The following is a 25112-nucleotide window of genomic DNA, read 5'->3' as shown; positions in this document are numbered from 1 at the left end:
AGGAGAGCATCATGAGTCTTGAGTTGCAACGTCCCGAGCTTACCGAACTGAAGCCGCGGATCACCGTGATCGGTGTCGGCGGCGCGGGTGGCAACGCGGTCGCAAACATGATCTCTTCGGGCCTCGAAGGTGTCGATTTCGTGGTGGCGAATACCGATGCGCAGGCGCTTTCGGCAGCGACGGCGGAAACCCGGCTCCAGCTCGGCCTCAAGATCACGCAGGGCCTCGGCGCCGGTTCGCGTCCCGAGATCGGCCGCGCGGCAGCCGAAGAAACGCTCTCCGAGATCGAAGGCGCGCTCGACGGCTCCCACATGTGCTTCATCACCGCCGGCATGGGCGGCGGCACCGGCACCGGTGCGGCGCCCGTTGTCGCCAAGGCGGCGCGTGAGCGCGGCATCCTCACGGTCGGCGTCGTCACCAAGCCGTTCGCCTTCGAAGGCGCGCGCCGGATGCGTTCGGCCGAAGAGGGCATCGCCGAGCTTCAGAAGCACGTCGACACGCTGATCATCATTCCGAACCAGAACCTGTTCCTGATTGCCAATGCGAACACGACCTTCAAGGACGCGTTCGCGATGGCCGACCAAGTGCTGCACCAGGGCGTGCGCGGCATCACCGACCTGATGATCATGCCCGGCCTCATCAACCTCGACTTCGCCGACATCCGCACGGTGATGAGCGAGATGGGCAAGGCGATGATGGGCACCGGCGAGGCCGAGGGCGAGAACCGCGCCATCGAGGCGGCGGAGAAGGCCATCGCCAATCCGCTGCTCGACGAAGTTTCGATGCGCGGCGCCAAGGGCGTCATCATCAACATCACGGGCGGTGAAGACCTCCGCCTGATGGAAGTCGATGAAGCGGCGAACCACATCCGCGAAATGGTTGACCCGGACGCCAACATCATTGTCGGCTCGGCGTTCAACGCGAACCTTGAAGGCCGGATGCGCGTGTCGGTCGTCGCGACCGGCATAGATGCGACAGCCAAGGTGGCGGAACCCGCGCGGACCTCAACGACCGTCAGCGGTTTCGGTTCGGTCGCGGGCAGCTTCGCTCCGGCGGCGCCGATCGTCCGCCCGGTCGCGGCTGCTGCGCCGGCGCCCGCACCCCAGGCGCCCGAGGAGCGGCCGATCGTCCTCGAACCGCCGGTGGCTGAAGAGCCCGCGCCCGTCGCAGAAGCCGAGCCTGTCGAAGACGCGCAGCCTGGTTTTTCGGACAATGTGATGCCGCTGCGTATGCCGGAACCGGTTCGCGAAGCCGCGCCGGAGCCCGTTGCCGCCGAGGCGCCGCCCGCACCGATCAACGAGCCGGTCGAGCGCCCCTACGTGGCCCCGCGCACCGTGCGAGAGGAGCCGCGCCCGGGTCCGACGCTGTTCGAGCGCATGATGAATCTCAGCCGGGGTGCCGACAAGGCACGCGCCGAGGAGCCGCAGCCCGTCGCCGAGGAACCGGCCGGGCAGGATCCGCTTGAGATCCCGCGGTTCTTCCGCCGCCAGGTCAACGACTGATCCCAGGATCAGGTACAATCAGGAGGGCCGGGCTGCAGACCCGGCCCTCACTGTTTCGTGACCTTGCGGACGCGCACCGCTTGACCGCATCGACGCTGCGTCGCAAATCGATGGCAGGAAAGGGAGAAGCATGGCGGGACCGCTTTCGGGCGTTCGTATCATCGAAATGGCGGGATTGGGGCCGGCGCCTTTCGCGGGTATGATGCTTGCGGATCACGGTGCGGAGGTGATCCGTATCGATCGTCCCGGCGGAGCGCCGGAAACGGTGCTTGGCCGCTCGCGGCGCTCGATCGTCGTGGACCTGAAATCGCCCGAAGGCATCGCGGTCGTGCGCAAGCTGGTGAAGACCGCCGACGGCCTCATCGAAGGGCTGCGGCCCGGTGTGATGGAGCGGCTCGGGCTCGGCCCCGATGTGCTGCTCGGTGATAACCCGCGGCTCGTCTATGGCCGCATGACGGGTTGGGGACAAACGGGTCCGCTCGCCCAAGCCGTTGGCCACGACATCAACTATATTGCGCTCTCGGGCGCGCTTCATGCCTATGGCCGCGCGGGCGAGAAGCCGACGCCGCCGATCAATATGGTCGGCGATTTCGGCGGGGGCGGCATGATGCTCGCGTTCGGCATGGCCGCGGCGCTGCTTTCGGCCCAGAAAACCGGGAAAGGGCAGGTGCTCGACGTAGCGATGACCGATGGCTCCGCCGTGCTGATGAGCATGATCTGGGGGTTCTTCGGGCAGGGCGCGTGGAAGGATGAGCGCGGCGTAAACATGCTCGACACGGGCACGCACTTTTACGACACTTACGAATGCAGGGACGGCGGCCATATTTCGATCGGATCGATCGAGCCCCAGTTCTATGCCGCGCTCCGCCGCATCGCGGGGCTCGAGAATGATCCGGAATTCGACGGGCAGATGGACCCGTCGCGCTGGGCGCCGCTCAAGGCTAAGCTGACGGCGCTGTTCCTGACGAAGACGCGTGACGAATGGTGCACGCTGATGGAAGGCACGGACGTGTGCTTCGCGCCGGTGCTGTCACTCACCGAGGCGCCGTCGCACCCGCACAACGCGGCACGCGGCACGTTCATCAACGTGGGCGGCATGACGCATCCCGCGCCCGCGCCGCGCTATTCGGACACACGCACCGATACGCCGACTCCAGCGCCGCGCGCGGGAGCTGACACAGCGGCGATCCTTGGCGAACTCGGCTACTCGGAAGCCGAAATCGCAGCATTGGCGGACACGAAGGCGATCGCTGCATGATCCGCGCCGCCGCTGCCCTGCTTCTTCTCGCGGCGACGGCGGACCCGTCGCTCGCGCAGTCGCGCAAGCAGAAGGATGACGGGGCGGTCGCGGCGCTGAACAATCCGGCGCGGCTCGTCACCATCGGCGATCATGCCCGCAATTCCGGCGATTTCATGCTGGCGCTGAGCTTCTATGAGCGTGCGCTTGGTATCGATCCCGGCTTCGTGCCGTCGCTGAGGGCGTCGACTGAAGTGGCCCTCGCCATGCGGATGCCGCAGGCGCTGTCGTATGCGGAGCGCTGGGTGCGGGCGACGCCGAAGGACGGACTCGCGCACCTCGCGGTGGGCGCCGCGCTCGTCCAGCAGAACCGGCCGACCGAGGCGCAGAAGTCGTTCGCGCTCGCCGAAGCAGCGGGCGGACCGCCAGCGGCGATCGCCATGCAACGCGGCCTCGCCTTCGATCTGCTCGGGCAGAGTCGCAACGCGCAGATTGCCTATGCGGACGCGATGCAGCGCGTGCCGGGCGACCGCTCGATCATCGAGCATCTGGCGCTCAGTCTCGCGATCGGCGGCGACAATGAAGCCGCGATGCAGCTTTTGCAGCCCGAGGCCGAAAAGGCGTCCGGCCAGCCGAGCTTCGAGCGGACGCTGGTGCTGGTCCATGCGCTGGGCGGACGGCGCGATCTCGCGCGGCGCATCGCGACCGCCAACCTCAGTCCGCAGGCGGCGGCCGCGGCGGGTGACGTGCTCGAACGCATTGCCAACCTGCCGACTCCGGCCGCGAAGGCGGCTGCCGTGCACCTTGGCATCCTGCCTGATGCGGGACGGCCCGCGCAGGCACCGGTCGTCGCTCAGGTCCCAGCATCACCGCCGCCGGAGCCTGTAGCCGAGGCACCCGTGAGCGAAAGTCCGCAGACCGAAAGTCCGCAGATCGAAAATCCGCCCGCGCGCGCGCCTGAGCCTGCCCTCGAAAGGCCGGCGCCTGCCAAGCCTGCGGTAGCCAAACCGGCGCCGAAGCCGGAGCCGCTGCCTGCGGGGCTGCCGAAACTCTCGGCGGCGGAGTTGAAGGCCGCGCATGTGTGGCTGCAGCTTTCGAGCAGCCCGGACCGCGCGCTCGTTTCGGGCGACCTTGCACGCTTCAAGCGCAAGGCAAGCGCGATCGGTAACTACAACGCCTACGTGCAAAGTGTCGCCGGCACGCACCGCCTGCTGATCGGCCCGTTCCGATCGGGCGAAGACGCGCAGAAAGTGTCGCGGCGGCTGAAGGCTGCGGGTGTGGAGTCCTATATCAACCGCGCACCGGCCGGCTCCGCCATCGCGCCGCTCTGATGCTGGCGCCGTACGCCTCGAACCCCGCCGTCTCGCGGGGGCGGCTTCATTTCGAAAGCCCGAGTACGCGCCGCGATGCGTTTCAGCGCGACCGCGACCGTATCATCCATTCGACCGCCTTCCGCCGTCTCAAGCACAAGACGCAGGTGTTCGTCTCGCCGGACGGGGACCACTTCCGCACGCGGCTGACACACAGCCTGGAAGTCGCGCAGATCGGCCGCGCCATCGCGCGTACGCTGCAGCTTAATGAAGACCTGACCGAGGCGCTCTGCCTTGCGCACGACCTTGGGCATCCGCCGTTCGGCCATGTCGGCGAGGATGTGCTTGCGGCGCGCATGGCGCCGTGGGGCGGGTTTGACCACAACGGGCACACGATCCGCATGTTGACCACGCTCGAGGTCCGCTACGCCGATTTCGACGGGCTCAACCTGTCGTGGGAAACGCTGGAAGGGCTCGCCAAGCACAACGGCCCGGTCGCATCGCCGGGCTGGGCGCTCGGCGACTATAACGCGCTCCACGATCTCGATCTTGGGACGCACGCAGGGCCGGAGGCGCAGCTTGCCGCGCTTGCGGACGATATCGCCTACGACAACCACGATCTGGACGATGGCCTACGCGCGGGCCTGTTCACCCTCGACGAGGTCGCGGCAGCCGTGCCCCTCGTCGCCGAATGTCTGGATGCGGTGCGCGCGCGCCATCCCGGTGCGCCCGAGGACAGGCTCGCGGCGGAACTCGTGCGCTTCCAGATCGGGCGCATGGCCGACGACCTGATCGAGGAAACCGTGAGGCGGCTCGCCGCGCTCGCACCGGCTGACGTGGACGCCGTTCGCAGCGCGGGCGCATCCGTCGTGGGCTTTTCGGAGGCGATGCAGGCGGCAGAGCGCGACCTCAAGCGCTTCCTCTACGCGAACATGTACTTCCACACGCGCAACCTCGCGATGCGCGAGCCTGCCGCCGCGGTGACGGGCGAACTGTTCGACAAGCTCCACGACGATCCTTCGAGGCTCCCCGCAGATTGGCTGGCGCGCTTGCCCGAGGCCGAACCGGCGCGCGCGCGCCACATCGCCGATTTCATCGCGGGGATGACCGATCGCTACGCGCTCAAAACCTTCGAGGCGCTTGGCGGGCAAATCGTCTTTCCGCCCGGCGCGATCATCTGATCAGCTGGCGACCGCCTGCGCGTTGCGGTCGCTTCCCCGGAAGATCACGCGGTTTCGGCCGTTTGCTTTCGCCTTGTAGAGTTCCTGATCGGCCCAGCCGTAAAGGCGCTGGAAGCTGAGCGCCTGATCCGCCGATGCAACGCCGATGCTGGCCGTGACGGCGTGGCCGGTACGAAGCTCGGGGTGCTGCAGATCGGCGATGCCGCGCCTTACGCTTTCGGCGAACTGGCGGATGCCGATTGGCGTAAGCCCGGTGACACCAAGCACAAATTCCTCGCCGCCGATGCGCCCGGCGACGCACAGCGGCCCTTCCCAGCGTTCGAGCCGGCGCGCGATCCGGCACAGCACGGCATCGCCCGCTTCGTGTCCATAGCCATCGTTGACGCGCTTGAAATGGTCGATGTCGATGAGCAGCAGGCCGAAGTGCTCGCCCGGCGCGGCGCGGCCTTCGATCATGAATTCGGCGCGGTCAACGAAGCCGCGCCGGTTGAGAAGGCCGGTGAGCGCGTCGCGGCTGGCAAGCTCGCTCATGCGTGCTTCCGCTGCGCGGGCGCGGTCGCGCTCATCGCGGAGGTGCGCGATCCGCAGCGTGACCGCGATCGAAAGCGACACGGTCTGCAATGCCGCGGCGACCAGCATCACGACCTGTGAGCCGCCGCCATAGAGCCATGCGTCCATGTCGACGACCTGGGTGAGCGCAAGCGTCGCCATCGGCAGCGCCCAAGCCCAGGCTAGCGCCTTCGCGTCGGCATTGCCCGCGCGGCAGGCATTCACGAGACCGATCGTGACGAGCGCGAGCACCGACAGTGTGAGCACACCGAGAACGCCCACCTGCCAACCGAGCGCCGGTCCCGTTTCAAGGGAAGCGAGAACGCCGAACGGCAGGATGAAAAGGCCGGGCACGAGCGCCCCGATGCGAAGCGCGCGCGGCCCCATGTCCTTCCCGAGCGCCACCACACCGCTGATCGTGGCGAGCGTGACGGCAAGGCAGGCGAGAAAGGTGCAGATTTGCGAAGACCAGCCGGCAAGGCCGGGTGCGACGATCAGCGCAAGCTGCGACCAGAGCAGGCCCCATGCCACCATCGTGATCGCCCAGAGCCCGTGCCAGAGGAGAAAAACGCGGCGCAGCGCCACACCAACCGAAAGCGTGTAAAGCGCTCCGAGCGCGAGCAGCGTGATTGCGCTGCCGACGATGACCGGCAGCGCTGCGGCCTGTGCATTGGCTTCCGCATCATCTGGCAGGCGGATTCTTAGCAGATCGTGGCTCGCAAGCCTGTCGAAACGGAGGATGACGGCCTTGATCGGCGCTGCGAGCATGGGCGGTTCGAACGCGATCTGACCGCCCGCCCGCCAGCGCGCACCATAATTGCCGCGCCGAACCGACTGCGATGCCGTGCGTCCGTCCGCATATTCGAACAGCGCGGTTAATCGCTCGAAACGGGTTTGGTGAACATAGACGATGTGCGAATCGGTTGGCGCCGCGATTTTCAGCCAGAGGCTCCGTTTTTGATAGCCGGCAGGCTCCGCTGAACAATCAAATACACCCGGATCGGTTGCCGAAAGGTTCGTCACCGCATGGCAAAAGGGCGCATCCGCGCGCGCCTCTGCGCCCGCGGCAGCGGTGATAAGCAATAGAAATGCAAAGGCAATTACGCGGTACATAAGAACGGCGGACGCATACTCGTCGAAGGGGGCTGTTGTCAGCCCACCATGCGCGATGGGCGATAAAAAACCGTTACGAATGTTTTCAAAATGAAAACATCCAGCCGACGAACTCTGCCGCGCTGACGGCGACGGATGCTTGGCGCGCGTGGTGAAAGCGGTGTAAGGCCCCGGGCAAATCTCATTTTTGCAGATAGCAGGCCTGGTCGTGAGCACTGTTTTTGAAACCTATACGGCGGCGGTTCACGCCGCGCTCGATGCGCTGGAAGCTGCCGGGTCGATTCCGGCCGGTCTCGACCGCAAGGCGGTGGCGCTGGAGCCGCCGCGCGACCCTTCGCACGGCGACCTTGCAACCAATGCCGCGATGGTGCTCGCGAAGCCTGCGGGCAAGCCGCCGCGCGCCATTGCCGAGCCGCTGGCCGCAGAGCTTGCCAAGGCGGCGGGTGTCGCGTCGGTCGATGTGGCAGGGCCGGGCTTCATCAACATCCGCCTTGATCCCACGGTCTGGATCGACGAGCTGAATGCCATCCTCGCAGCGGGCGGCGACTACGGCCGGACGGGCATGGGCAAGGGCGTTCACGTCAACGTCGAATATGTGTCGGCGAACCCCACGGGGCCGATGCACATGGGCCACTGCCGGGGGGCTGTTGTGGGCGACGCGCTCGCCGCGCTGCTCGAATTCGCGGGCCACGAGGTGACGCGCGAATATTATGTGAACGATGCGGGCGGACAGGTGGACGTGCTCGCACGCTCGGCGCACCTGCGCTACCGCGAGGCGCTGGGCGAGGATATCGGCGAGATCCCCGAAGGCCTCTATCCGGGCGATTATCTGAAGCCGGTCGGGGCCGCGCTTGCGGCCGAATTCGGCGATACACATGTGGGCAAGCCGGAGATCGCATGGCTGGCGCTGTTCCGCACGCGGGCCGTCGATGCGATGCTTGCGCTCATCAAGGCCGATCTCGCGCTGCTCGGCATCCATCACGACCTTTTCTCGTCGGAAGCCGAGGTGCAGGCCGCAGGGGAGGCCGATCGCGCTGAAGCCGAACTGCGCGCCAAGGGCTACGTCTACGAAGGCGTTCTCGAACCGCCGAAGGGCGAGCTTCCCGACGACTGGGAGCCGGTGGAGCTGACGCTGTTCCGCTCGACCGCTTTCGGCGACGACGTCGATCGGCCGCTGAAGAAGTCGGACGGTTCGTGGACTTACTTCGGCGCCGACATGGCGTATCACAAGCGCAAGGCCGAGCGTGCCGACCAACTGATCGACATCTGGGGCGCCGACCACGCGGGCACGGTGAAGCGGATTCAGGCGGCGGTCGCCGCACTGACGGGCGGCAAGCCGTTCGACGTGAAGCTGGTGCAGATGGTGCGCCTGTTCCGCGCGGGTGAGCCCGTGAAGATGTCGAAGCGCTCGGGTTCGTTCGTGACGCTCGCGGATGTGGTGCGCGAGGTCGGCAAGGATGTCGTGCGCTTCATGATGCTGACGCGCCGCGCCGATGCGCCGCTCGACTTCGACTTCGCCAAGGTCGTCGAGCAATCGAAGGATAACCCGGTTTTCTACGTGCAATACGCGCACGCCCGCATCCATTCGCTGGCGCGGCGCGCGGCAGAGGGGGGCTTTACCGTTGCTGCGCCCTCGGCGGTTGATCTTGCCCGGCTCGACGAGGCCGAACTCGATCTTGTGCGGCTCGCCGCGCAGTGGCCGCGGATCGTTGAGGCCGCGGCCAACGCGCATGAACCGCACCGCATCGCCTTTTACCTCGGCGATCTCGCTGCCGCGTTCCACGCGAACTGGAACCGCGGAAACGACGATCCTTCGAAGCGCTACCTGATCGCGGACGACCCCGGCATCACCAACGCGAGGCTGGCGCTGGCGCGCGGGCTGGGGCAGGTTATCGCCAACGGCCTTCATGTGATGGGTGTGACCCCGGTCGAGGAGATGCACTGAGATGGCGCGCGGCTACCGGGACGACGAGGAAGACGAAGCGCTGCCGTGGCTCGAACCCGCGGAGCCGGAGGATGAGGAGGAAGGTCGTGCCTTTCCGTATCGCGGCCTCATCATCGCGGGCGCCATCATCGTGGCGACCGTCGCGGTGCTGTGGTTCGTGGTCGAATGGATCGGCGGAGGTCGCGGCACCGATCCGGTTGCCGCCACCGACGAGGTGCCGCTTATCCAGGCGCCGGATGGCGCCTACAAGGTCCGTCCCGATGATCCCGGCGGGCTCGATGTGGACGCCGACAGCCTGACGCATTCGGTCGCCGAGGGGCAGGATCCCGGCGGTGAACTCGCGCTCGATATCATCCAGGAGGAGCCCGTGCCGGTGATTCCGGCAGCGCCGGAGCAGAGCGCGACGGTGCCGCCGCCCGCGCAGAAGGCGCCTCCCGCCGAAAAGCCGCAGCCCAAGGTGGCGGAGAAGGTTCTGCCGAAACCAACGGAAAAGCCGGTCGCCAAGGCCCCGGCCAAGGAAACGCCGAAGCCGGCGCCCAAGGTGGAAACAGCGAAGCCTGCACCCAAGCCTGAGCCTGTGAAGGCGTCGGGCAGCGTCACCGTCCAGCTCGGTGCGTTCAACAGCACCGCGAGCGCCGATCAGGTGTGGTCGAAGCTTTCGGGTCGTGTCGGTGCGCTCGGCGGGCTTCGCAAGTCGGTGCAGCCGGTCGAAAGCGGCGGCAAGACGCTCTACCGTCTGCGTGCGGGCGGCATCGCCTCCGAAGCGCAGGCCGGCAGTGTCTGCGCGGCGGTGCAGGCGGCGGGCGAACAGTGCGTGATCGTGCGCTGAGCCGCGCGTGACGCCGCTGCTGCTCGGCCTTTCGGGGCTTAAAATCACCGCCGATGAAAGCGCGCTGTTCAAGGCGGCCGACCCGGCGGGTTACATTCTCTTCGGGCGCAATATCGACGCGCCCGAGCAGGTGCGCGCGCTGACGGCTGATCTCCGGGCGCTTTCGGGACGCGGCGATCTGCCGATCCTTATCGATCAGGAAGGTGGGCGCGTCGCGCGGCTCGGGCCGCCGCACTGGCCGCTGTTTCCGCAAGCGCGGCGCTTCGGCGAGGTGTTCGCCGTCGCACCGGTCACCGCCATTGAAGCGGCGCGGCTCAACGCCAAGGCTATTGCCCTGACCCTTGCGGATATCGGCATCAGTGTCGATTGCCTGCCGGTGCTCGATGTGCCGGTGCCGGGCGCGCACGATGTCATCGGCGACCGCGCCTATGCGCTCGAGCCCGGCACTGTCGCCTCGCTCGGTGACGCAACCCTGCGCGGGCTGCGGGCGGGCGGTGTCGTCGGCGTCGTCAAGCACATCCCTGGGCACGGGCGCGCAGCGGCGGACAGTCACCTTGAACTCCCCGTGGTCACGGCGGATCGCACGGCTCTCGAAGCCGATTTCGCGCCGTTCCGCGCGCTTGCCGCTGCACCGATGGCGATGACCGCACATGTGCTTTACGAGGCGCTCGACCCCGCCGCCTGCGCCTCGCAGTCGAAGATCGTTGTCGAGCAGACGATTCGGGGCACGATCGGTTTCGATGGCCTGCTGATGGCGGACGATCTCGGCATGAGCGCGCTTGGCGGGACGCTCCCCGACCGGCTGGCGGGCGTGCTCGCGGCGGGCTGCGACCTCGCGCTCCATTGCAGCGGCGACTTCGCGGAGAACGCCCTGCTTTGCGAAAACGCGCCGCAGATGACGGCGCAGGCGCTCGCCCGGCTGGAGCGGGCCATGGGGTGGGCGCAGGCCGAGGGCGAAACCGATGTCGCGGCGCTTGTCGCAAGGCGGGACGCGCTGTTAGTCTCCGCCGCATGACCGAGATCGTTTCGATCGACTTCAATGGTAACGAAAGCGAACGCCTGAACCTCGATATCGAGGGCTGGGAAGGTCCGCTCGATGTGCTGCTGCATCTTGCGCGCGCGCAGAAGGTCGATCTCGCGCGAATCTCGATCCTCGAACTCGTCGAGCAGTACCTCGTCTTCATCGCCGATGCGAAGAAGCTGCGGCTGGAACTGGCGGCCGATTACCTGGTGATGGCCGCATGGCTCGCCTATCTGAAATCGTGCCTGCTGCTGCCGAAGGAGGAGCAGGAGGAGCCGAGCGCCGAGGAGCTGGCACTGCGCCTGCAACTCCGCCTGCAGCGGCTCGATGCGATGCGCGAGGCCGGCGCGCGGCTTTTGGCGCGCGATCAGATCGGGCGCGATGTTTTCACGCGCGGCGCCCCGGAGGGCGTGCGCGTGGTGACGAGCGCCACGTGGGACTGCGAACTTTACGACCTCTTGAAGGCCTACGGTGCGATCAAGGGCCGTCAGGTGCCGCGCGAATATGCTGTGCGCCGCCGCCCGGTGTTCTCGCTCGAAGAGGCGCTGGATCGGCTCGAATCGATGCTCGGAACCGCGCTTGACTGGACCGTGCTGTCGAGCTTTCTGCCGGACGGCATCACGGACGACGATTTCCGCCGGTCTAGCGTCGCGAGCAGTTTCGTCGCCGCGCTCGAACTCACGCGGCTCGGCAAGACCGAACTGTCGCAGGCGGATAGTTTTGCCCCTCTCTTTCTCAGAAAGCGCCAATGAGCGACGCGATTGACGATGATTTCCGGTTCCAGCGCATCATCGAGGCGACGCTGTTCGCTGCCGACAAGCCGCTGACCCGCGAGCAGATCGCTGAATTCCTGCCCGAAGGCACGCCGGTGCAGCCGCTGCTCGAGGCGCTGGCGGAAAGCTATGCGCCACGCGGGGTCAACCTCGTGCAGCGCGGGGGCAAGTGGCATTTCCAGACGGCGGCGGATCTCGGCGACATCCTGCGGCGCGACGAGGACCAGACGCGCAAGCTCTCGCGCGCGGCTCTCGAAACGCTGGCGATCATCGCCTATCATGAGCCGGTCACGCGCGCGCAGATCGAGGAAATTCGCGGCGTTTCCATCTCGAAGGGCACGATCGACGTGCTCATGGAGGCGGGCTGGGTGCGGCCGGCGGGTCGCCGCGAAGTGCCTGGGCGGCCGCTGCTCTATGCGACGACGCAGGGCTTCCTTGTCCACTTCGGGCTCTCCACGCGCCGGGATCTCCCGGGCCTCGCCGAGCTGAAGGCTGCGGGTCTGCTCGAGCCCATCGATGCCGCGATGAACCAGCTTCAGTTTGAAAAGCCGCCCGAAACCCCGGACGCCGACGAGGCCGACACCGACGAAGAAATGGACGACGAGGCGCTCTAGGATTCGCATTTTTGCGTGCGGGGGACTAGACAGGGGCGGAGGCGCCGCCGATATCGCAGGCGGCGGAAACGGAGTACGGACCATGGGTGGTTTCAGCATCTGGCATTGGCTGATCGTCGGCATCGTCGTCATCCTGTTGTTCGGCAAAGGCCGAATCTCGGATGTGATGGGAGACCTCGCCAAGGGCATCAAGAGCTTCAAGAAGGGGCTCGCGGAGGACGAAACACCCGCCCAGCCGCGCCAGCTTGGCCAGGCTTCGCCCGACCAGACGATCCGCAGCGAAACGCCCCAGGAAACGCCGCGCAGCTGATAGCCCTCCAGCCGGACGGATAAATGTTTGACGTCGGCGCACCCGAGCTCCTGCTGATTGGAATTGTCGCGCTTCTCGTCGTGGGGCCGAAGGATTTGCCGCGCCTGCTGCGCACCGTCGGCAATTGGGTCGGCAAGGCGCGCGCGACAGCGCGGCACTTCCGCACCGGCGTTGATGCCATGATCCGCGAGGCGGAAATGGAAGAGATGCAGAAGCAGTGGGAAGCGCAGAACGCCGCGATCATGAAGGCGCATCCCGCGACTCCCGAACCGTCGGCACCGGCAGTGGATGGTCCCGTCGAAGATACACCGCCCGCTGAAACGGCGCCGGACACAGGCAAGCCGCAGGCATGAGAGACATAGACGACAGCAAGGCCCCGCTGCTCGATCACCTGATCGAACTGCGCCAGCGTCTGCTCTACTGCGTCATCGCGCTGATCGCCGCGTTCGGCGTGTGCTTCGCGTTCGCGGACGACATTTTCGCCTTCCTTGTGCAGCCGCTTGTGAAGGCGAAGGCCTCCCAGCTCATCTACACGAAGCTCTACGAAGCGTTTTTCGTGGAGATCAAGGTGGCGCTGTTCGCGGCGTTCCTGATCGCGTTTCCGATCATCGCGAACCAGCTCTGGCTGTTCATCGCGCCCGGGCTCTACAAGTCGGAAAAGAGGGCATTTCTACCATTCCTGATCGCCACACCGATCCTTTTCATCATGGGCGCGGCGCTTGCCTATTACGTGGTGATGCCGACAGTCTTCACGTTCCTGCTGGGCTTCCAGACGACGGATGCGGGCATTCCGCAGCAGGCGCTGCCCGCGATGGACGATTATCTGTCTTTCGTGATGGGGCTGATTTTCGCGTTCGGCTTTTGCTTCCTGCTGCCGGTGCTGCTGATGCTGCTGGCGCGTGCGGGGATCGTGAATGTCGCGCAGCTTCGGGCGTTCCGCCGCTATGCGATCGTTGGAGCTTTCGTGGTCGCTGCCGTGCTGACGCCCCCGGACGTCATCTCGCAGCTGCTGCTCGCGATCCCACTGATGTTTTTGTATGAGGCGGGCATTATCGGCATTGTTCTCACCGAACGCCGCGCCGCTAAGCTTGCGCCGTCTGAGGAAGTCGGGGACGCCGCGGAGTAGCCGCGCCCCCGTCTCCTATTTTCCAACTTTAGTTGGCAGCGTCCTCGACCGTTTCACCGGCCGATTGCACGTCCTTGCCGACACCCTCGACCGTGTTGCAGGCCGTGATGGCAAGCAGGGCCATGATAACTGCGAGTTTTGTACCCGTTTTGGTGCGCATGTTCCGTCTCCAGATAAACTGCCCATGGAAAACGGTCGGGGCCTCAATAGGTTTCATTCGGCCGTTCCGGGGTCAGCACAAAAAAGAAAAGAGCCCGATGCCGGCGGGGGGGCGGGCAAACGGGCTCTTGTGGGACAACGAGAGCGGGGGGCAAAGTTCGCTGTCCGTATCGCATAAACGCCGATTCACCGGCATTGTTCCATTGCCCGGAAGAAATTTATCCCAGCCGAGGTTTCAGTGGAAATTCAAAGCTATAGCAGGGCATGTCGGCGTCGTAGGTAAGCCGCCCGCGGAGCTGGCGGACCATGCCGTTCACGATTCGCGCGGCGGCGCGGGTTTGCGAGGGCGCCAACGGATCGTCTTCGCCGAAGGCATCCGAGCAGATTTGCAGCTCGCCGCCGCGTTCGGTGCGCCGAACATGAACATCGATCGTCATCTTTCCGCGCCCCTCCGCCGCTGCAAGGCGGGCCGCAAACGCGATCACCTCGGTGATCAGGAACGCGAGCGGCACTGCCGAATCCTGGCTGATGTGCAGGCGTTCGAGGTGCGTGTTGATGCGCGGCTCGACGAGCTTCGCGGTGGGAATGAGCTGCTGAAGGCTGGCACACAGGTCATGGGTAAGCGCCGTGAAATTCACGCCCTGCGTGTCGCTTTCCTCATAAAGCCAGCGGTGCACGATCGAAAGCGCGCCGACACGCATCTGGATGCTGGCATAGGCGCGCGCTACGTCGGCGCCGTCCGCTTCGCGGGCCTGGATGCTGATGAGGCTGGCGATGATCTGCAGGTTGTTTTTCACGCGGTGGTGGATCTCGCGCGTCAGGCGGCGCTGCTCGGTGAGCGCGGCGTCCACCTCCTGCCGGGCTTCCGCCATATCCTGCGCCATTGCATCGAAGGTTTCGGCGAAGGCCTGCATCTCGTCGGTCTGTCCGGCACGTCCTGAAAGCCGCACCCGGTCGTCGCCTGCGCCGTAGGCGCGCACACCGCTTGCCATGTTCTGCAGCGGGCGCACGACGAATCGCCGCACGACCATCCAGCCGATGAGCAGCGCGGCGATCCACATCAGCGACGGCGCCGCGATCGCGAGCACATCCGCGGCGGCAAGGTGTGCAGCGGGAACGATTGTGGTGAGCGCGAATGGCGCAATCGAAAGGGGCCCCGCCGCGACGACCTGCCCGCGCCCGCCGGGCTCGTTCACGCGGCGCACGGTCAGCAGCCCGCCTGGCGCCGCCGCGCCGGGCGGGGCAGTGCCAAGGATCGCCTTGTCGCCAAGCCAGACGGTGGTCGAACCCTCCATCGCGGCGATCTCGCCGAGGCGTGCTTTCAGGCGTGAAACCGATGCCGTCGCGACAATCAGACCAGGCTCTCCGTTTTCCGGTTCCTCGCGCACAGCCAAGAACACGTGATCGCCGCCCGGCCAGATCAGGTTTTCACGTTCGCTTTCCGCTGCAAGGCGCGTGAGTTCGGCGGCTGACGGCTTGGTGCCGCCGCGGCTTTGGCAGATCGTGCGGCCAGAGCTGTCGGCCCAGATGATCGAATCGAAGGTTTCCGCGTCGTCGAGTGCGTTCGCCGCCTCGGTATTGCATGTCCGACCGTCGTTGAGGCCGCTTTCGTTGCGAAGCAGAGCGCGCAGAACGAGAAAATCGACGTTGAGCAGATCATCGACGACACGTGCCGTCGCGCGGAACTGGTTTTCGGCGCGCACAAGTTCCGCCTCGCGGGCGTTTCGGATGCCGTCAGCCGCCAAAACGGCGGCGAGAATACCAATCGGCAGCAGTGCAAGCGTCAGGGCGACCGCGAGTTGAAAAGACAGCGAGCGCCGAGGCCCAGAACCTTTGGACCCCGAACCTTGGCCGGATCCTTTGCCTGAACCTGGGCCCGAATCTTGGCCCAAAACCTGAATGTCTGCGCTTTCAGCCATTGTCCCCAACGAACTTAGATATGAGGCGAAACAAAAGAAAGGCTCGACCGTTCCAATGCTTGCCGCCACTTTCGTGTGGGGTGGCCACCATTCGGGGGTGGTCAAGGTTTCTAGGAGGCAGACAAACACATGACATTGGCAGCGAAGCTCGCGCCGCATCTTCCATTGCTCCGCCGTTATGCGCGGGCTCTCACGGGAACGCAGCGCGATGGGGACACCTATGTGCGCGCGGCGCTTGAGGCGATCGTGAGTGCGCCTGAGGATTTCCCGCGCGACGTGGACGAGCGTCTGGCGCTCTACCGCGTTTTCCACGCCATCTGGTCCTCTTCGAACATCGATGTCGATTCGGAAGAGCCGGCGGCATCCAATTTCGAGCGTGCCGCCCACGAACGTCTCGCCGCGATCACGCCGCTGTCGCGGCAGGCGCTGCTGCTGACGGCGATGGAGGGCTTTTCGCACGAGGACGTCGGCTATCTGATCGATCTGGACCCGGACGGTGTTTCGGGTCTCGTGAAAGAAGCGATGGAAGAGATCAGCCGGCAGACGCGTACGCGCGTGCTCATCATCGAGGACGAGCCGATCATCGGCATGGACCTCGACAGCATCGTGCGGGATCTTGGCCACGACGTGACCGGCATCGCGGTGACACGCGATGAGGCGGTGGCGCTGGCGATCGATACTGAACCCGGGCTCGTGCTCGCGGACATCCAGCTCGCCGATGACAGCTCCGGGATCGACGCGGTCAAGGACATTCTCGGCCGGTTTTCGGTGCCCGTGATCTTCATCACGGCATTTCCCGAGCGCCTGCTGACCGGCGAGCGCCCGGAGCCGACCTTCCTCATCACAAAGCCGTTCCAGCGTTCGACCGTTTCGGCGGCGATCGCGCAGGCGCTATTCTTCAATAGCACCGCGGCGATGCGATGACGCTTCCGTTCGCTGCCTTGTGAGGGGGCGGACAGAGGCATAGCCTTCACCAAGTAGGAGTCAGGGCCATGGAAAAAGACCATGAAACAGTGAGGACAAACCAGGCGAGGGCCGGGGAAACCCCGCACATCGTTCGGTATATCCTGATGTTCTCGGTTACGATGGTGGTCCTGATCTTCGCGGCGCTGCTGTTTTTCTGGTCGCGCTGAATACGACCCGAGGGGGAAAAGATATGATCGAACAGAGGATTGGTGAGCGGGGCGCCGCCAGCCCCGTCAGTGCAGATGTGATCGGCGGGTTTCTCCGCTCCGCCTATGCCGACGCGGCAACCCAGCCTCTGCCGCAGGTGTTTCTAGACCTGCTCGCCAGGCTGGAAACGAGTCCCGAAGAGCCGAAGACCGGGCAGCTCTCCGACAAGGCGTTCAAGGACGAACTTTCGGCGATCATCCCGCAGCTGCGTGCCTTCGGGCGTTCGCTTTCGGGCAACCGCGACATGGCGGACGATCTTGTGCAGGAAACGCTGCTGAAGGCGTGGGCCGCGCGGGATCGCTTTCAGGCGGGGACGAACATCCGCGCGTGGACCTTCATCATCCTGCGCAACCTGTTCCTCAGCCAGATGCGCCGCGCGCGCTTCAAGGGCGAGTGGGACGAACTCGTGGCCGATCGGATTTTGTCCGCGCCCGCCGGACAGGACAAGCAGATCGAACTCGCCGATCTGCAGCGTGCCCTCCTCGAACTGCCGTCTGCGCAGCGCGAGGCGCTGATCCTCGTCGGCGCGGGCGGGTTTGCCTATGAAGAGGCCGCGACGATCTGCGATTGCGCGGTCGGCACCATCAAGAGCCGTGTCGCGCGCGGACGTGCAGCGCTGGAGCTCGTGATCGCCGAAGGCAAGCTCCCTTCGCGTCGGGGTTCGAGCGCATCCGGCACGACTGCGCTTGACGAGATCATGGGACAGGTGGATCAGCTGGCGCGCGAATAACGAAAGGGTTCTCCTTGGCGGAGACAACGCCAGCGCTGCCGGCCGAACTAGCACGTATACTCACTGAAGCCGGCGTTTCCGGCGCCCCTGAGGGTGTGGATGCCTGCGCCCGCGCGTGGGCGCACTCACCCTATCTCCGGGGCCTCATGCGCCGGGAAGACGAGGTGCTGCTGCGTTACCTCGCCGAGGGTCCCGAGCCGCTGATGGAAACGGCGCTGGCGCTGCTTGCCGGCCCTGATGCAGACGGTGCCGCGATGCGCGAGGCAAAGCGTATCGCCGCCATCGCCATTGCGCTCGCTGACATCTCGGGCCGCTGGCCGCTTGAAAAGGTGACTGCGGCGCTCTCCGATCTTGCAGACTGCGCCATCGACCGCGCGATCCGCATCGCCGTCGACGAGCGTATGCCCGGCGCAGGACCGGAAGGCTTCACCGCCATCGCACTCGGCAAGCTCGGCAGCCGCGAGCTCAACTATTCGAGCGATGTCGACCTGATCCTGCTCTACGACCGCGATCGGCTCGCCGTGCGCGAGGGCGACGATCCGGACAACACCGCCGTCCGCATCGCCCGCCGCATGGTCGAGCTGATGCAGACGCGGGATTCGGGCGGCTATGTGTTCCGCGTCGATCTTCGGTTGCGGCCGGCCTCCGAAGTGACGCCGATCGCCATGCCGATCCGGGGTGCGGAGACCTATTACCAGTCCGAAGCGCTGGCTTGGGAACGCGCCGCGTTCATCCGTGCGCGCGCGGTCGGCGGCGACGTGAAGATGGGCGAGGATTTCCTTGCCGCGATCGAACCGTTCGTCTGGCGCCGCTCGCTCGACTACACGGCGGTGCGCGACATTCAGGACATGTCGCTGATGATCCGCGACCACTACGACGAGCGGCAGGAGGTCGGCCCCGGCTATTGCCTGAAGCGCGGGCGCGGCGGCATCCGCGAGGTGGAGTTCTTCGCGCAGATACATCAGTTGATCTTCGGCGGCCGCGACTGGACGCTGCGTCAGCCCGCGACGCTTGACGCGCTCGCGGCGCTGGTCGCGGCGGAGCGGATAAAGCCCGATGAGGCGGAGACGCTTGCGAGCGCTTACCGCGTGCTGCGCACGTCGGAACACCGCCTGCAGATGCTGGAGGACGCGCAGACGCATCAGATTCCGACGCGCGCCCCGGAACGCAAGGATCTGGCGGCACTTGCCGGCTACCGCGACTGGGCGGCCATGGAGCGCGAGATCAAGCGCCACGCCGCCGCCGTCGGTCGCATCTACGACGCGCTCATCGCCGAAGCGGAAGTGGACCGGTTGCCGCGCCAGCCCGCGCAGCTCAAGGCCGCGCTCAAGAAAGCCGGGATCGGTCCGCACGCCGACCTCGCCGACCTCATCGCCCGCTGGCGCGACCGCAGCTACCGCGCGCTTCGCAGCGATGCGGCGCAGCGCGAGCTTGAAAGTGCGCTCCCCGGTCTCATCAAGGCCTTCGCGGAAGCGGGAACCGGGCGCGATGCGCTGCTGCGTTTCGACGACTTCCTCGGCGCGCTGCCCTCCTCGATCCAGTTCTTCGCGCTCATCGAGGCGAACCCCCGCGTCGCGCTGCTGCTCGCGCGCGTTCTTGAACTGGCGCCGGTGCTCGCGGGCAAGCTCGCACGGCGGCCGGAGATCGTCGACATCATGCTGTCGAACGAGGCGTTCGCGCCGCTGCCGTGTGCCGAAGATCTTACCGACATGCTGCGCGCGCGCCTGCGCCGCCACGATGCGCTGGAACTCAAGCTGGACGAGGTACGGCGCTTCGTGGCCGAACGCCGCTTCCAGCTCGGCGTACAGATCATCGAGGGCGGCGCGGACCCGATCCGCGTCGGGCGCGATCACGCCAAGCTTGCCGATGCCGCAATCGCCGTACTCGCGGATGCGGTGCTGGCCGAGTTCGCCGAAACGCATGGCCGTGTCCCCGACGGGCGGCTGCTGGTGCTGGGCTTCGGTCGTTATGGCGGCGCAATCCTCACCGAGAAGTCCGATCTCGATCTCGTGTTCCTGTTCAGCGGTCATCACGAGGCGATGTCGGACGGCGCAAAAGCGCTGCCCGCGACGACGTGGTTCAACCGGCTCGGCCAGCGCCTCACTGGTGCACTCACCGTCAGCACCGCCGCGGGGCCGCTGTTCGAGGTGGATACGCGCCTGCGCCCCTCCGGCCAGCAGGGTCTGCTCGCGGTGAATATCGACACGTTCGCGCGCTATCAGTTGGAGGAAGCGTGGAGCTGGGAGCACATGGCGCTCACCCGCGCGCGCGTTGTCTACGGGACAGAGGAAGACCGCGCCGCGGTTTCGGCAGGCATCAAGGCGGCGCTGACGAAGCCCCGCGATACAGAGCGCTTCAAGGCCGAAGTGCTGGAGATGCGCGGCGACATGGCAAAGGCCCGCCGCGATGGCGGCCTGTGGGATGTGAAACACGCGCCGGGCGGGCTCATCGATCTCGAATTCATCGTGCATTTCCTCCAGCTTTCGCGCCGGGAAGGTCTTGATCCCGATCTCGGGGCGGCGACGGCGCATTTCGTGAAGGCAGGTGCGTTTTCCGAAGACGTGCTCGGCGCCCATGACCTGATGACGCGCCTGCTCGTCGTTCTCCGGTTGATCGAGGGCGACGAACCGCCGAAGCAACCCGCGGCGGCAAAGGCGATGATGGCAGCGGCGACTGGCATGGCTGATTTCGACGCATTGAAAGCCGCGCTGGAGGACGCCAAAAGGGCCGTTCTTTCCGCCTGGGAGGCGGTGTTCGAGGTCAAACGAAAGGCACGATGATGACGAAGCCCGGTTCGAAAGCGCCCGCCTTCACGCTGGACAGCGAAGATGGCGCTCTGGCCCTCAAGGATTTCGCGGGCAAGAAGCTCGTGCTCTATTTCTACCCGAAGGACGATACGTCCGGCTGCACGCGCGAGGCGATCGACTTCACCGGGCTCCTGCCGCAATTCGACAAGGCCGATACCGTCGTGCTCGGCGTTTCAAAGGATACGGTCGCCAAGCATGGGAAGTTTCGTGCGAAGCACGATCTCGGCGTGAAGCTCGGTTCCGATCCCGACGCGAAGGTGATCGAGGCTTACGGCGTCTGGGTCGAAAAAACGCTCTACGGCCGCAAATACATGGGTATCGAGCGCGCCACCTTCCTGATCGACCGCGACGGCAAGATCGCCGAAGTGTGGCACAAGGTGAAGGTGCCCGGCCATGCCGAGGCGGTGTTGAAGGCGGCGCAGGCGCTTGGCTGACACGATCGGCGCGGCTGCGGTCGAGGTTCTGCTGACGGCCGACCCGGCGGAAAAGGCCCGGCTATCACGGCACAACGCGGCGCGCTGGTGTGCGGGCGAACTCGCTGCGGTTTATGATGCGGCGATGCCGGATCGCCCGGCGCGCCCGCCGCATCCCGAATTGCTGCCGCCCTCGCGGATGCCGAAGCGGGGGCGGGCGGGTTCGGAGCGCAGCCGCATCGCCCTGCTGCACGCGCTCGCGCATATCGAGTTCAACGCCATCGATCTCGCCTGGGACGCGGCCGGTCGCTTCGGCGGCGCCATGCCGCGCGCCTTCACCGACGACTGGGTGGCGGTGGCGGACGATGAGGCGCGGCACTTCGGACTGCTCGCGGATCGGCTCTCGGAACTGGGCGCGGGCTATGGTGATCTCCCCGCCCACGATGGGCTGTGGGAGGCCGCGATGGCGACCGCCGACGACCTGCTCGCTAGGCTCGCCGTGGTGCCTCAAGTGCTCGAAGCGCGCGGGCTCGATGTGACGCCCGCGACCGAATCGCGACTGCGCGCGGCGGGCGACGATCTCAGTGCCGATATTCTAAACGTAATCTATCACGATGAAATCGTTCATGTTTCGATCGGAAATCGCTGGTTCAGGCACGTTTGCGACGAACTGCGAATCGAACCGGTCCAAACGTTTCAATCGCTGGTCGGTTCCCGATTCAAAGGTGCGCTCAAACGCCCGTTCAACGACTCGGCGCGAATCGAGGCCGGTCTGACGCCGGCATTTTATGATTCACTTGCAAGCGCTTAGGCCGCTTGTCACCTAACGCTCCGGGCTCGGAGGGCATGGGGTCCAAAAACACGAGTTAGACGAATCTATTGCGCGAACATCGCGTTTGCGCAGTGCGGGGGTCTTATTTGGTGCTGGATATTAACAAGGTCGCATCCGAACTCCGGGACAAGGTCGCAAAGCGGCTGCCCGAGCGGGAATTCCTTCATTACAAGCGCGATGTCGGTATGCAGGTGTTTCGCCTGACGACGCGCGCGCAGGTCATCGGTCTCTCCGGTCTTGCCGCGCTGCTCACCTACACGGCGGTGGCGACGAGCGCGATGATCGGCAGCAGCACGGTCGAAGCGTCGGCAGAAAACGAAGTCTCCGCCATGCGCGCCGAGCTTGCGGCGCTGCGCCAAGGTGTCGAGAAGACGACGGCGCGCGTCGAGCAGCGCCAGCAGTTCCTCGCCCAGCTCGTTTCCGGCAAGGCCGATCCGTCGCAGCTTGCGGCGCTGATGCCCGCGCTCGCGCCTGCCGCAGGCGTCGGCGGTTCAGCGGTTCTGAAGCCGCTCGCCGAGCTGGACCGCGCACAGCTTGCGCTTGCTGATCATGCCCGCACGGCTGCAGAGGCCCGCTTCGAGAAATCGAGCGCCCTCATCCGCCGTCTCGGACTTCAGCCGGCGCGTTTTCTCAAGCAGTCGACCTTTGGCATGGGCGGCCCCGAAGAGAAGGCGGATTCGCCGCTCGCGGGCGCAGAGCCGCAGTTCAAGGCGCTTTTCGTCAGCTGGCAGAAGCTCGATCTGCTCGAAAAGGGCATGAGCGCCATTCCGTCGCTGAAACCGGTGAAAGCCTACACCTACACGTCGGGCTACGGCGTTCGCTACGACCCCTTCACCGGCGACACGGCGATGCACAAGGGCGTCGACCTCGCGGGGCCGGTCGGTGAGCCGATCCACGCGGCGGCAGACGGTGTCGTCATCGACGCGCGTTATCATCCGGGCGGTTACGGCAAGTATGTCGAGATCGATCACGGCGCCGGCATCGTCACGCGCTATGGCCACATGTCGCGTATCGACGTGAAGAAGGGCGATCGCATCGCTCGCGGCGAGCAGATCGGCGGCATGGGCTCCACGGGTCGTTCCACGGGCAGCCACCTTCATTACGAGGTGCTGATCGACGGGCGCCAGGTGAACCCGATGCCGTTCCTCGAAGCCGGCGACCGGGTGCTTGCCGCGCAGCAGAGCGCAGGCACGATCGCGGTCGGTGGTCCGGCGGAGCCGACCGGAAACTGATCGTTCTGCTCATCTGCGGTGCGCGTCATTGAACCACCCACCGCAAAGCCCTATCTCTGCGTCATGAGCGCAATCCATCTCACCGAAGCCGCTGCGGCGCGTGTTGCCGTTATCGCCACCCGGCAGGGCGGCGTGCCCGCGATCCTGCGGCTCTCCGTCGAGGGCGGCGGCTGCGCGGGCTTTCAGTACCGCTTCGGCCTGGAAACCGACATCGCGCCCGAAGACCTCACGACCGAAACCTCGGGCGTGAAGCTCGTCGTCGATCCGGTCAGCCTCGATCTTCTGGAAGGTTCTGAGGTGGATTTCGTCGAAAGCCTCGGCGGCGCGTCCTTTCAGGTGCGCAATCCCAACGCGGCTTCGGGCTGCGGCTGCGGGACCTCCTTCTCGGTTTGACCGCACGCCTGCGGGGCGTTAGCCCTGCGCCATGCGCATCGCCACCTTCAACGTCAACGGAATCGCCGCGCGGCTGCCGCGCCTTCTCGAATGGCTGGACAGCCGAAAGCCCGACGTCGCCTGTCTGCAGGAGGTGAAGTGCATCGACGAGCGCTTCCCGGCAGCGGATATCGAGGCGCTCGGCTATCATGTGCTCGTCCATGGTCAGAAGAGCTTCAACGGAGTCGCGATCCTCAGCCGCGAGCCGGCGACGGAGGTTCAGCGCGGGCTCCCGGGGGACGACTCCGACGAGCAGGCGCGCTATCTTGAGGCCGATGTAAACGGTGTTCGCATCGCGTCCATCTACCTGCCGAACGGCAATCCGCAGCCGGGGCCGAAATTCGACTACAAGCTCGCGTGGATGAAACGATTGGAAGCCCGCGCGGCGACGCTGTTCGCGTCCGAAACGCCCACGGTGCTTGCCGGCGATTACAACGTGGCCCCCGAAGACCGCGACGTATTCAGTATGAAGGCAATGGCGAACGACGCGCTCGTACAGCCCGAATCCCGCGCCGCGCTGCGTCGGATCGTCCATCAGGGCTGGACGGAGGCGCTGCGCGCCGTGCATCCGGCGGACGATCATCTCTATACGTTCTGGGATTATCAGGCAGGCTGCTGGCCGCGGAATGCAGGCCTGCGGATCGATCATTTCCTGCTCTGCCCGCGCGTCGCAGACCGGCTGACGAACGCTACCGTGGACCGGGAGGCGCGCGGCGCGGAGAAAGCCTCCGATCACGCGCCCGTCTGGATCGATATACGCTAAAGCGTCTTTTCGAAGACGCGGTAGGTCTTCGTGATCTTCGATTGGATCACGTCGGCGATCGATTTCATCGGACCGTTGTCGTCCAGAATCCAGCCGATCTCGCCCTGCTTCGCGTCATAGTGGGTAACGGCGGCGCGGCGGATATGCTCGATCATCAGGAAGGCCATGAAACTGGCGAGACGGCTGCCCTGCAGGGTCTTGCGTACGCCCATCAGCGGCACGCGCATGCGGCGGACCTTCGGTGCACGCAGCCGCCAAAGCAGCTTCGCCCAGCCGAACGGCAGCAATTTGCCATCGAGATCGGCGGTCAGCTCGTTCACGTCGGGCAGGGTGATCATGAAGGCCACCGGCTCGCCGTCGACCTCGCAGATGCGGATCAGATCCTCGAACACGATGGGCTTCAGCTTCTTGCCCACGTAGGCGACTTCGCTCGGCGTGAGCGGGACGAAGCCCCAATTGTCTGACCACGCGTCGTTCAGGATATCGAGGATAAGCGCCGCTTCCTCGTTGAAGCGCGACTTGTCGACGTTCCTCATGCGGATACGGCTCGATTTCTCGGCCGCCGCGACGATGCGGCCCACGGCGGGCGGGAAGCCCGCTTCGATGGGAAGCTCGTAGGTGTGAAGGTCTTTCACGCCAACGTAGCCGCGCGCCTCGATAAGCGGCGCATAATGGGGCAGGTGATGGCCCATCATCACGGTCGGCGGCAGATCGAAACCATCGACGAGTAGGCCGGGTTCGTCCCAGATCGACAGGCTGATCGGTCCGAGCGACCGCGTCATGCCTTTTGCCTTCAGCCAAGCTTCCGCCGTGTCCAGAAGCGCGTTCGCGACATCGGCATCGTCGATGCACTCGAACATGCCGAATTGTCCCGTGCCCGCGCCCATGTGCTTCAGAACGAGCTGGTCGACCTGCGCGGAAATGCGACCGACAGGCTTACCGTCCTTGTACGCGAGCCAGAAGGCGGCTTCGGCGTGCTCGAACCACGGATTGCTCTTTGCGCCGCCGATGAGGCCTGCGACCTCTGATTTCAGCGGCGGAACCCAGTTCGGGTCGTTCGCGTAGAGTGTCCACGGCAGATCAATGAACGTTTTGCGGTCGGCCGCGCTCGCGACCGACCGGATTTCGATTTCGCCCCCCAT

25 protein-coding genes are annotated in these 25112 nt (G+C 65.7%); 21 read left to right on the top strand and 4 right to left on the bottom strand.

Annotated elements, in window-relative coordinates:
- The first annotated feature begins 11 nt into the window (after positions 1-11).
- The 4 genes from ftsZ (at position 12) to DFR51_RS13300 (ending at position 5230) form a co-directional block, all read left to right on the top strand.
- The gene (gene ftsZ, locus DFR51_RS13315; RefSeq protein ID WP_121052500.1) at positions 12-1502 is read left to right on the top strand and encodes a cell division protein FtsZ; all 1491 of its coding nucleotides are present in this window, start codon (positions 12-14) and stop codon (positions 1500-1502) included.
- 130 nt (positions 1503-1632) lie between these two features.
- Complete coding sequence (locus DFR51_RS13310; RefSeq protein ID WP_121051983.1) at positions 1633-2760, top strand: CaiB/BaiF CoA transferase family protein; 1128 nt, start codon at positions 1633-1635, stop codon at positions 2758-2760.
- Positions 2757-4070: an SPOR domain-containing protein gene (locus DFR51_RS13305; RefSeq protein ID WP_121051981.1), complete on the top strand. Its 1314-nt coding sequence runs from the start codon at positions 2757-2759 to the stop codon at positions 4068-4070. The genes DFR51_RS13310 and DFR51_RS13305 overlap by 4 nt, the downstream gene beginning before the upstream one ends.
- Positions 4070-5230, top strand: coding sequence for a deoxyguanosinetriphosphate triphosphohydrolase (locus tag DFR51_RS13300; RefSeq protein WP_121051979.1), 1161 nt, complete (start codon positions 4070-4072; stop codon positions 5228-5230). The genes DFR51_RS13305 and DFR51_RS13300 overlap by 1 nt, the downstream gene beginning before the upstream one ends.
- On the opposite strand, the gene DFR51_RS13295 is transcribed toward DFR51_RS13300, so the two are convergent.
- Positions 5231-6862 (bottom strand): GGDEF domain-containing protein, encoded by a 1632-nt coding sequence (locus DFR51_RS13295; protein WP_170151782.1) that lies wholly within the window; start codon positions 6860-6862, stop codon positions 5231-5233.
- Positions 6863-7100: 238 nt separating this feature from the next.
- Here DFR51_RS13295 and argS point away from each other — a divergent pair, with 238 nt between their 5' ends.
- The 8 genes from argS (at position 7101) to tatC (ending at position 13510) form a co-directional block, all read left to right on the top strand.
- On the top strand, positions 7101-8837 hold the full coding sequence (gene argS / locus DFR51_RS13290; protein WP_121051975.1) for an arginine--tRNA ligase: 1737 nt from the start codon (positions 7101-7103) through the stop codon (positions 8835-8837).
- A 1-nt stretch (position 8838) separates the two neighbouring features.
- Positions 8839-9666: an SPOR domain-containing protein gene (locus DFR51_RS13285; protein WP_121051973.1), complete on the top strand. Its 828-nt coding sequence runs from the start codon at positions 8839-8841 to the stop codon at positions 9664-9666.
- 7 nt (positions 9667-9673) lie between these two features.
- Complete coding sequence (nagZ, locus tag DFR51_RS13280; protein ID WP_121051971.1) at positions 9674-10681, top strand: beta-N-acetylhexosaminidase; 1008 nt, start codon at positions 9674-9676, stop codon at positions 10679-10681.
- Positions 10678-11439: a segregation and condensation protein A gene (locus DFR51_RS13275; protein WP_121051969.1), complete on the top strand. Its 762-nt coding sequence runs from the start codon at positions 10678-10680 to the stop codon at positions 11437-11439. The genes nagZ and DFR51_RS13275 overlap by 4 nt, the downstream gene beginning before the upstream one ends.
- On the top strand, positions 11436-12074 hold the full coding sequence (gene scpB, locus DFR51_RS13270; protein WP_121051968.1) for an SMC-Scp complex subunit ScpB: 639 nt from the start codon (positions 11436-11438) through the stop codon (positions 12072-12074). Before DFR51_RS13275 ends, scpB begins: the two co-directional genes overlap by 4 nt.
- Before the next feature lie 82 nt (positions 12075-12156).
- Positions 12157-12384: a twin-arginine translocase TatA/TatE family subunit gene (locus DFR51_RS13265; protein ID WP_121051966.1), complete on the top strand. Its 228-nt coding sequence runs from the start codon at positions 12157-12159 to the stop codon at positions 12382-12384.
- A gap of 23 nt (positions 12385-12407) precedes the next feature.
- On the top strand, positions 12408-12737 hold the full coding sequence (gene tatB / locus DFR51_RS13260) for a Sec-independent protein translocase protein TatB (protein WP_121051964.1): 330 nt from the start codon (positions 12408-12410) through the stop codon (positions 12735-12737).
- Positions 12734-13510: a twin-arginine translocase subunit TatC gene (gene tatC / locus DFR51_RS13255; RefSeq protein ID WP_121051962.1), complete on the top strand. Its 777-nt coding sequence runs from the start codon at positions 12734-12736 to the stop codon at positions 13508-13510. The genes tatB and tatC overlap by 4 nt, the downstream gene beginning before the upstream one ends.
- A gap of 28 nt (positions 13511-13538) precedes the next feature.
- Here tatC and DFR51_RS13250 read toward each other — a convergent pair whose 3' ends face one another.
- Both DFR51_RS13250 and DFR51_RS13245 read right to left on the bottom strand, forming a co-directional pair.
- Entirely contained in the window at positions 13539-13634 is a 96-nt protein-coding gene (locus DFR51_RS13250) for an entericidin A/B family lipoprotein (protein WP_243445665.1), read from the bottom strand.
- A 253-nt stretch (positions 13635-13887) separates the two neighbouring features.
- Positions 13888-15414, bottom strand: coding sequence for a sensor histidine kinase (locus tag DFR51_RS13245; protein WP_170151781.1), 1527 nt, complete (start codon positions 15412-15414; stop codon positions 13888-13890).
- Between the two features lie 303 nt (positions 15415-15717).
- Here DFR51_RS13245 and DFR51_RS13240 point away from each other — a divergent pair, with 303 nt between their 5' ends.
- The 9 genes from DFR51_RS13240 to DFR51_RS13205 all read left to right on the top strand — a co-directional run bounded on the left by DFR51_RS13240 (position 15718) and on the right by DFR51_RS13205 (position 23970).
- Complete coding sequence (locus tag DFR51_RS13240) at positions 15718-16512, top strand: response regulator (RefSeq protein ID WP_121051956.1); 795 nt, start codon at positions 15718-15720, stop codon at positions 16510-16512.
- A gap of 68 nt (positions 16513-16580) precedes the next feature.
- Positions 16581-16721: a hypothetical protein gene (locus DFR51_RS19040; RefSeq protein WP_170151780.1), complete on the top strand. Its 141-nt coding sequence runs from the start codon at positions 16581-16583 to the stop codon at positions 16719-16721.
- Positions 16722-16744: 23 nt separating this feature from the next.
- On the top strand, positions 16745-17491 hold the full coding sequence (locus DFR51_RS13235; protein WP_121051954.1) for a NepR family anti-sigma factor: 747 nt from the start codon (positions 16745-16747) through the stop codon (positions 17489-17491).
- A gap of 95 nt (positions 17492-17586) precedes the next feature.
- Positions 17587-20271 (top strand): bifunctional [glutamine synthetase] adenylyltransferase/[glutamine synthetase]-adenylyl-L-tyrosine phosphorylase, encoded by a 2685-nt coding sequence (locus DFR51_RS13230; protein WP_243445664.1) that lies wholly within the window; start codon positions 17587-17589, stop codon positions 20269-20271.
- Positions 20271-20732, top strand: coding sequence for a peroxiredoxin (locus DFR51_RS13225; RefSeq protein WP_121052496.1), 462 nt, complete (start codon positions 20271-20273; stop codon positions 20730-20732). The genes DFR51_RS13230 and DFR51_RS13225 overlap by 1 nt, the downstream gene beginning before the upstream one ends.
- On the top strand, positions 20725-21522 hold the full coding sequence (locus tag DFR51_RS13220) for a ferritin-like domain-containing protein (protein ID WP_121051952.1): 798 nt from the start codon (positions 20725-20727) through the stop codon (positions 21520-21522). Before DFR51_RS13225 ends, DFR51_RS13220 begins: the two co-directional genes overlap by 8 nt.
- 110 nt (positions 21523-21632) lie before the next feature.
- Positions 21633-22775, top strand: coding sequence for a M23 family metallopeptidase (locus tag DFR51_RS13215; RefSeq protein WP_126494977.1), 1143 nt, complete (start codon positions 21633-21635; stop codon positions 22773-22775).
- A 63-nt stretch (positions 22776-22838) separates the two neighbouring features.
- Complete coding sequence (gene erpA, locus DFR51_RS13210; protein ID WP_121051948.1) at positions 22839-23168, top strand: iron-sulfur cluster insertion protein ErpA; 330 nt, start codon at positions 22839-22841, stop codon at positions 23166-23168.
- A gap of 31 nt (positions 23169-23199) precedes the next feature.
- Positions 23200-23970, top strand: coding sequence for an exodeoxyribonuclease III (locus DFR51_RS13205; protein ID WP_121051946.1), 771 nt, complete (start codon positions 23200-23202; stop codon positions 23968-23970).
- Here DFR51_RS13205 and DFR51_RS13200 read toward each other — a convergent pair.
- Positions 23967-25112, bottom strand: a complete 1146-nt coding sequence (locus DFR51_RS13200) for an N-acetyltransferase (protein ID WP_121051944.1) — start codon at positions 25110-25112, stop codon at positions 23967-23969. The two genes, DFR51_RS13205 and DFR51_RS13200, sit on opposite strands and share 4 nt — an antisense overlap.

It is taken from the genome of Sphingosinicella microcystinivorans (assembly GCF_003634215.1).
Taxonomy (GTDB): Bacteria; Pseudomonadota; Alphaproteobacteria; order Sphingomonadales; family Sphingomonadaceae; genus Sphingosinicella; species Sphingosinicella microcystinivorans.
The sequence above is the reverse complement of the archived record's forward strand: the minus strand, read 5'-3'. Positions and strand labels throughout refer to the sequence as shown.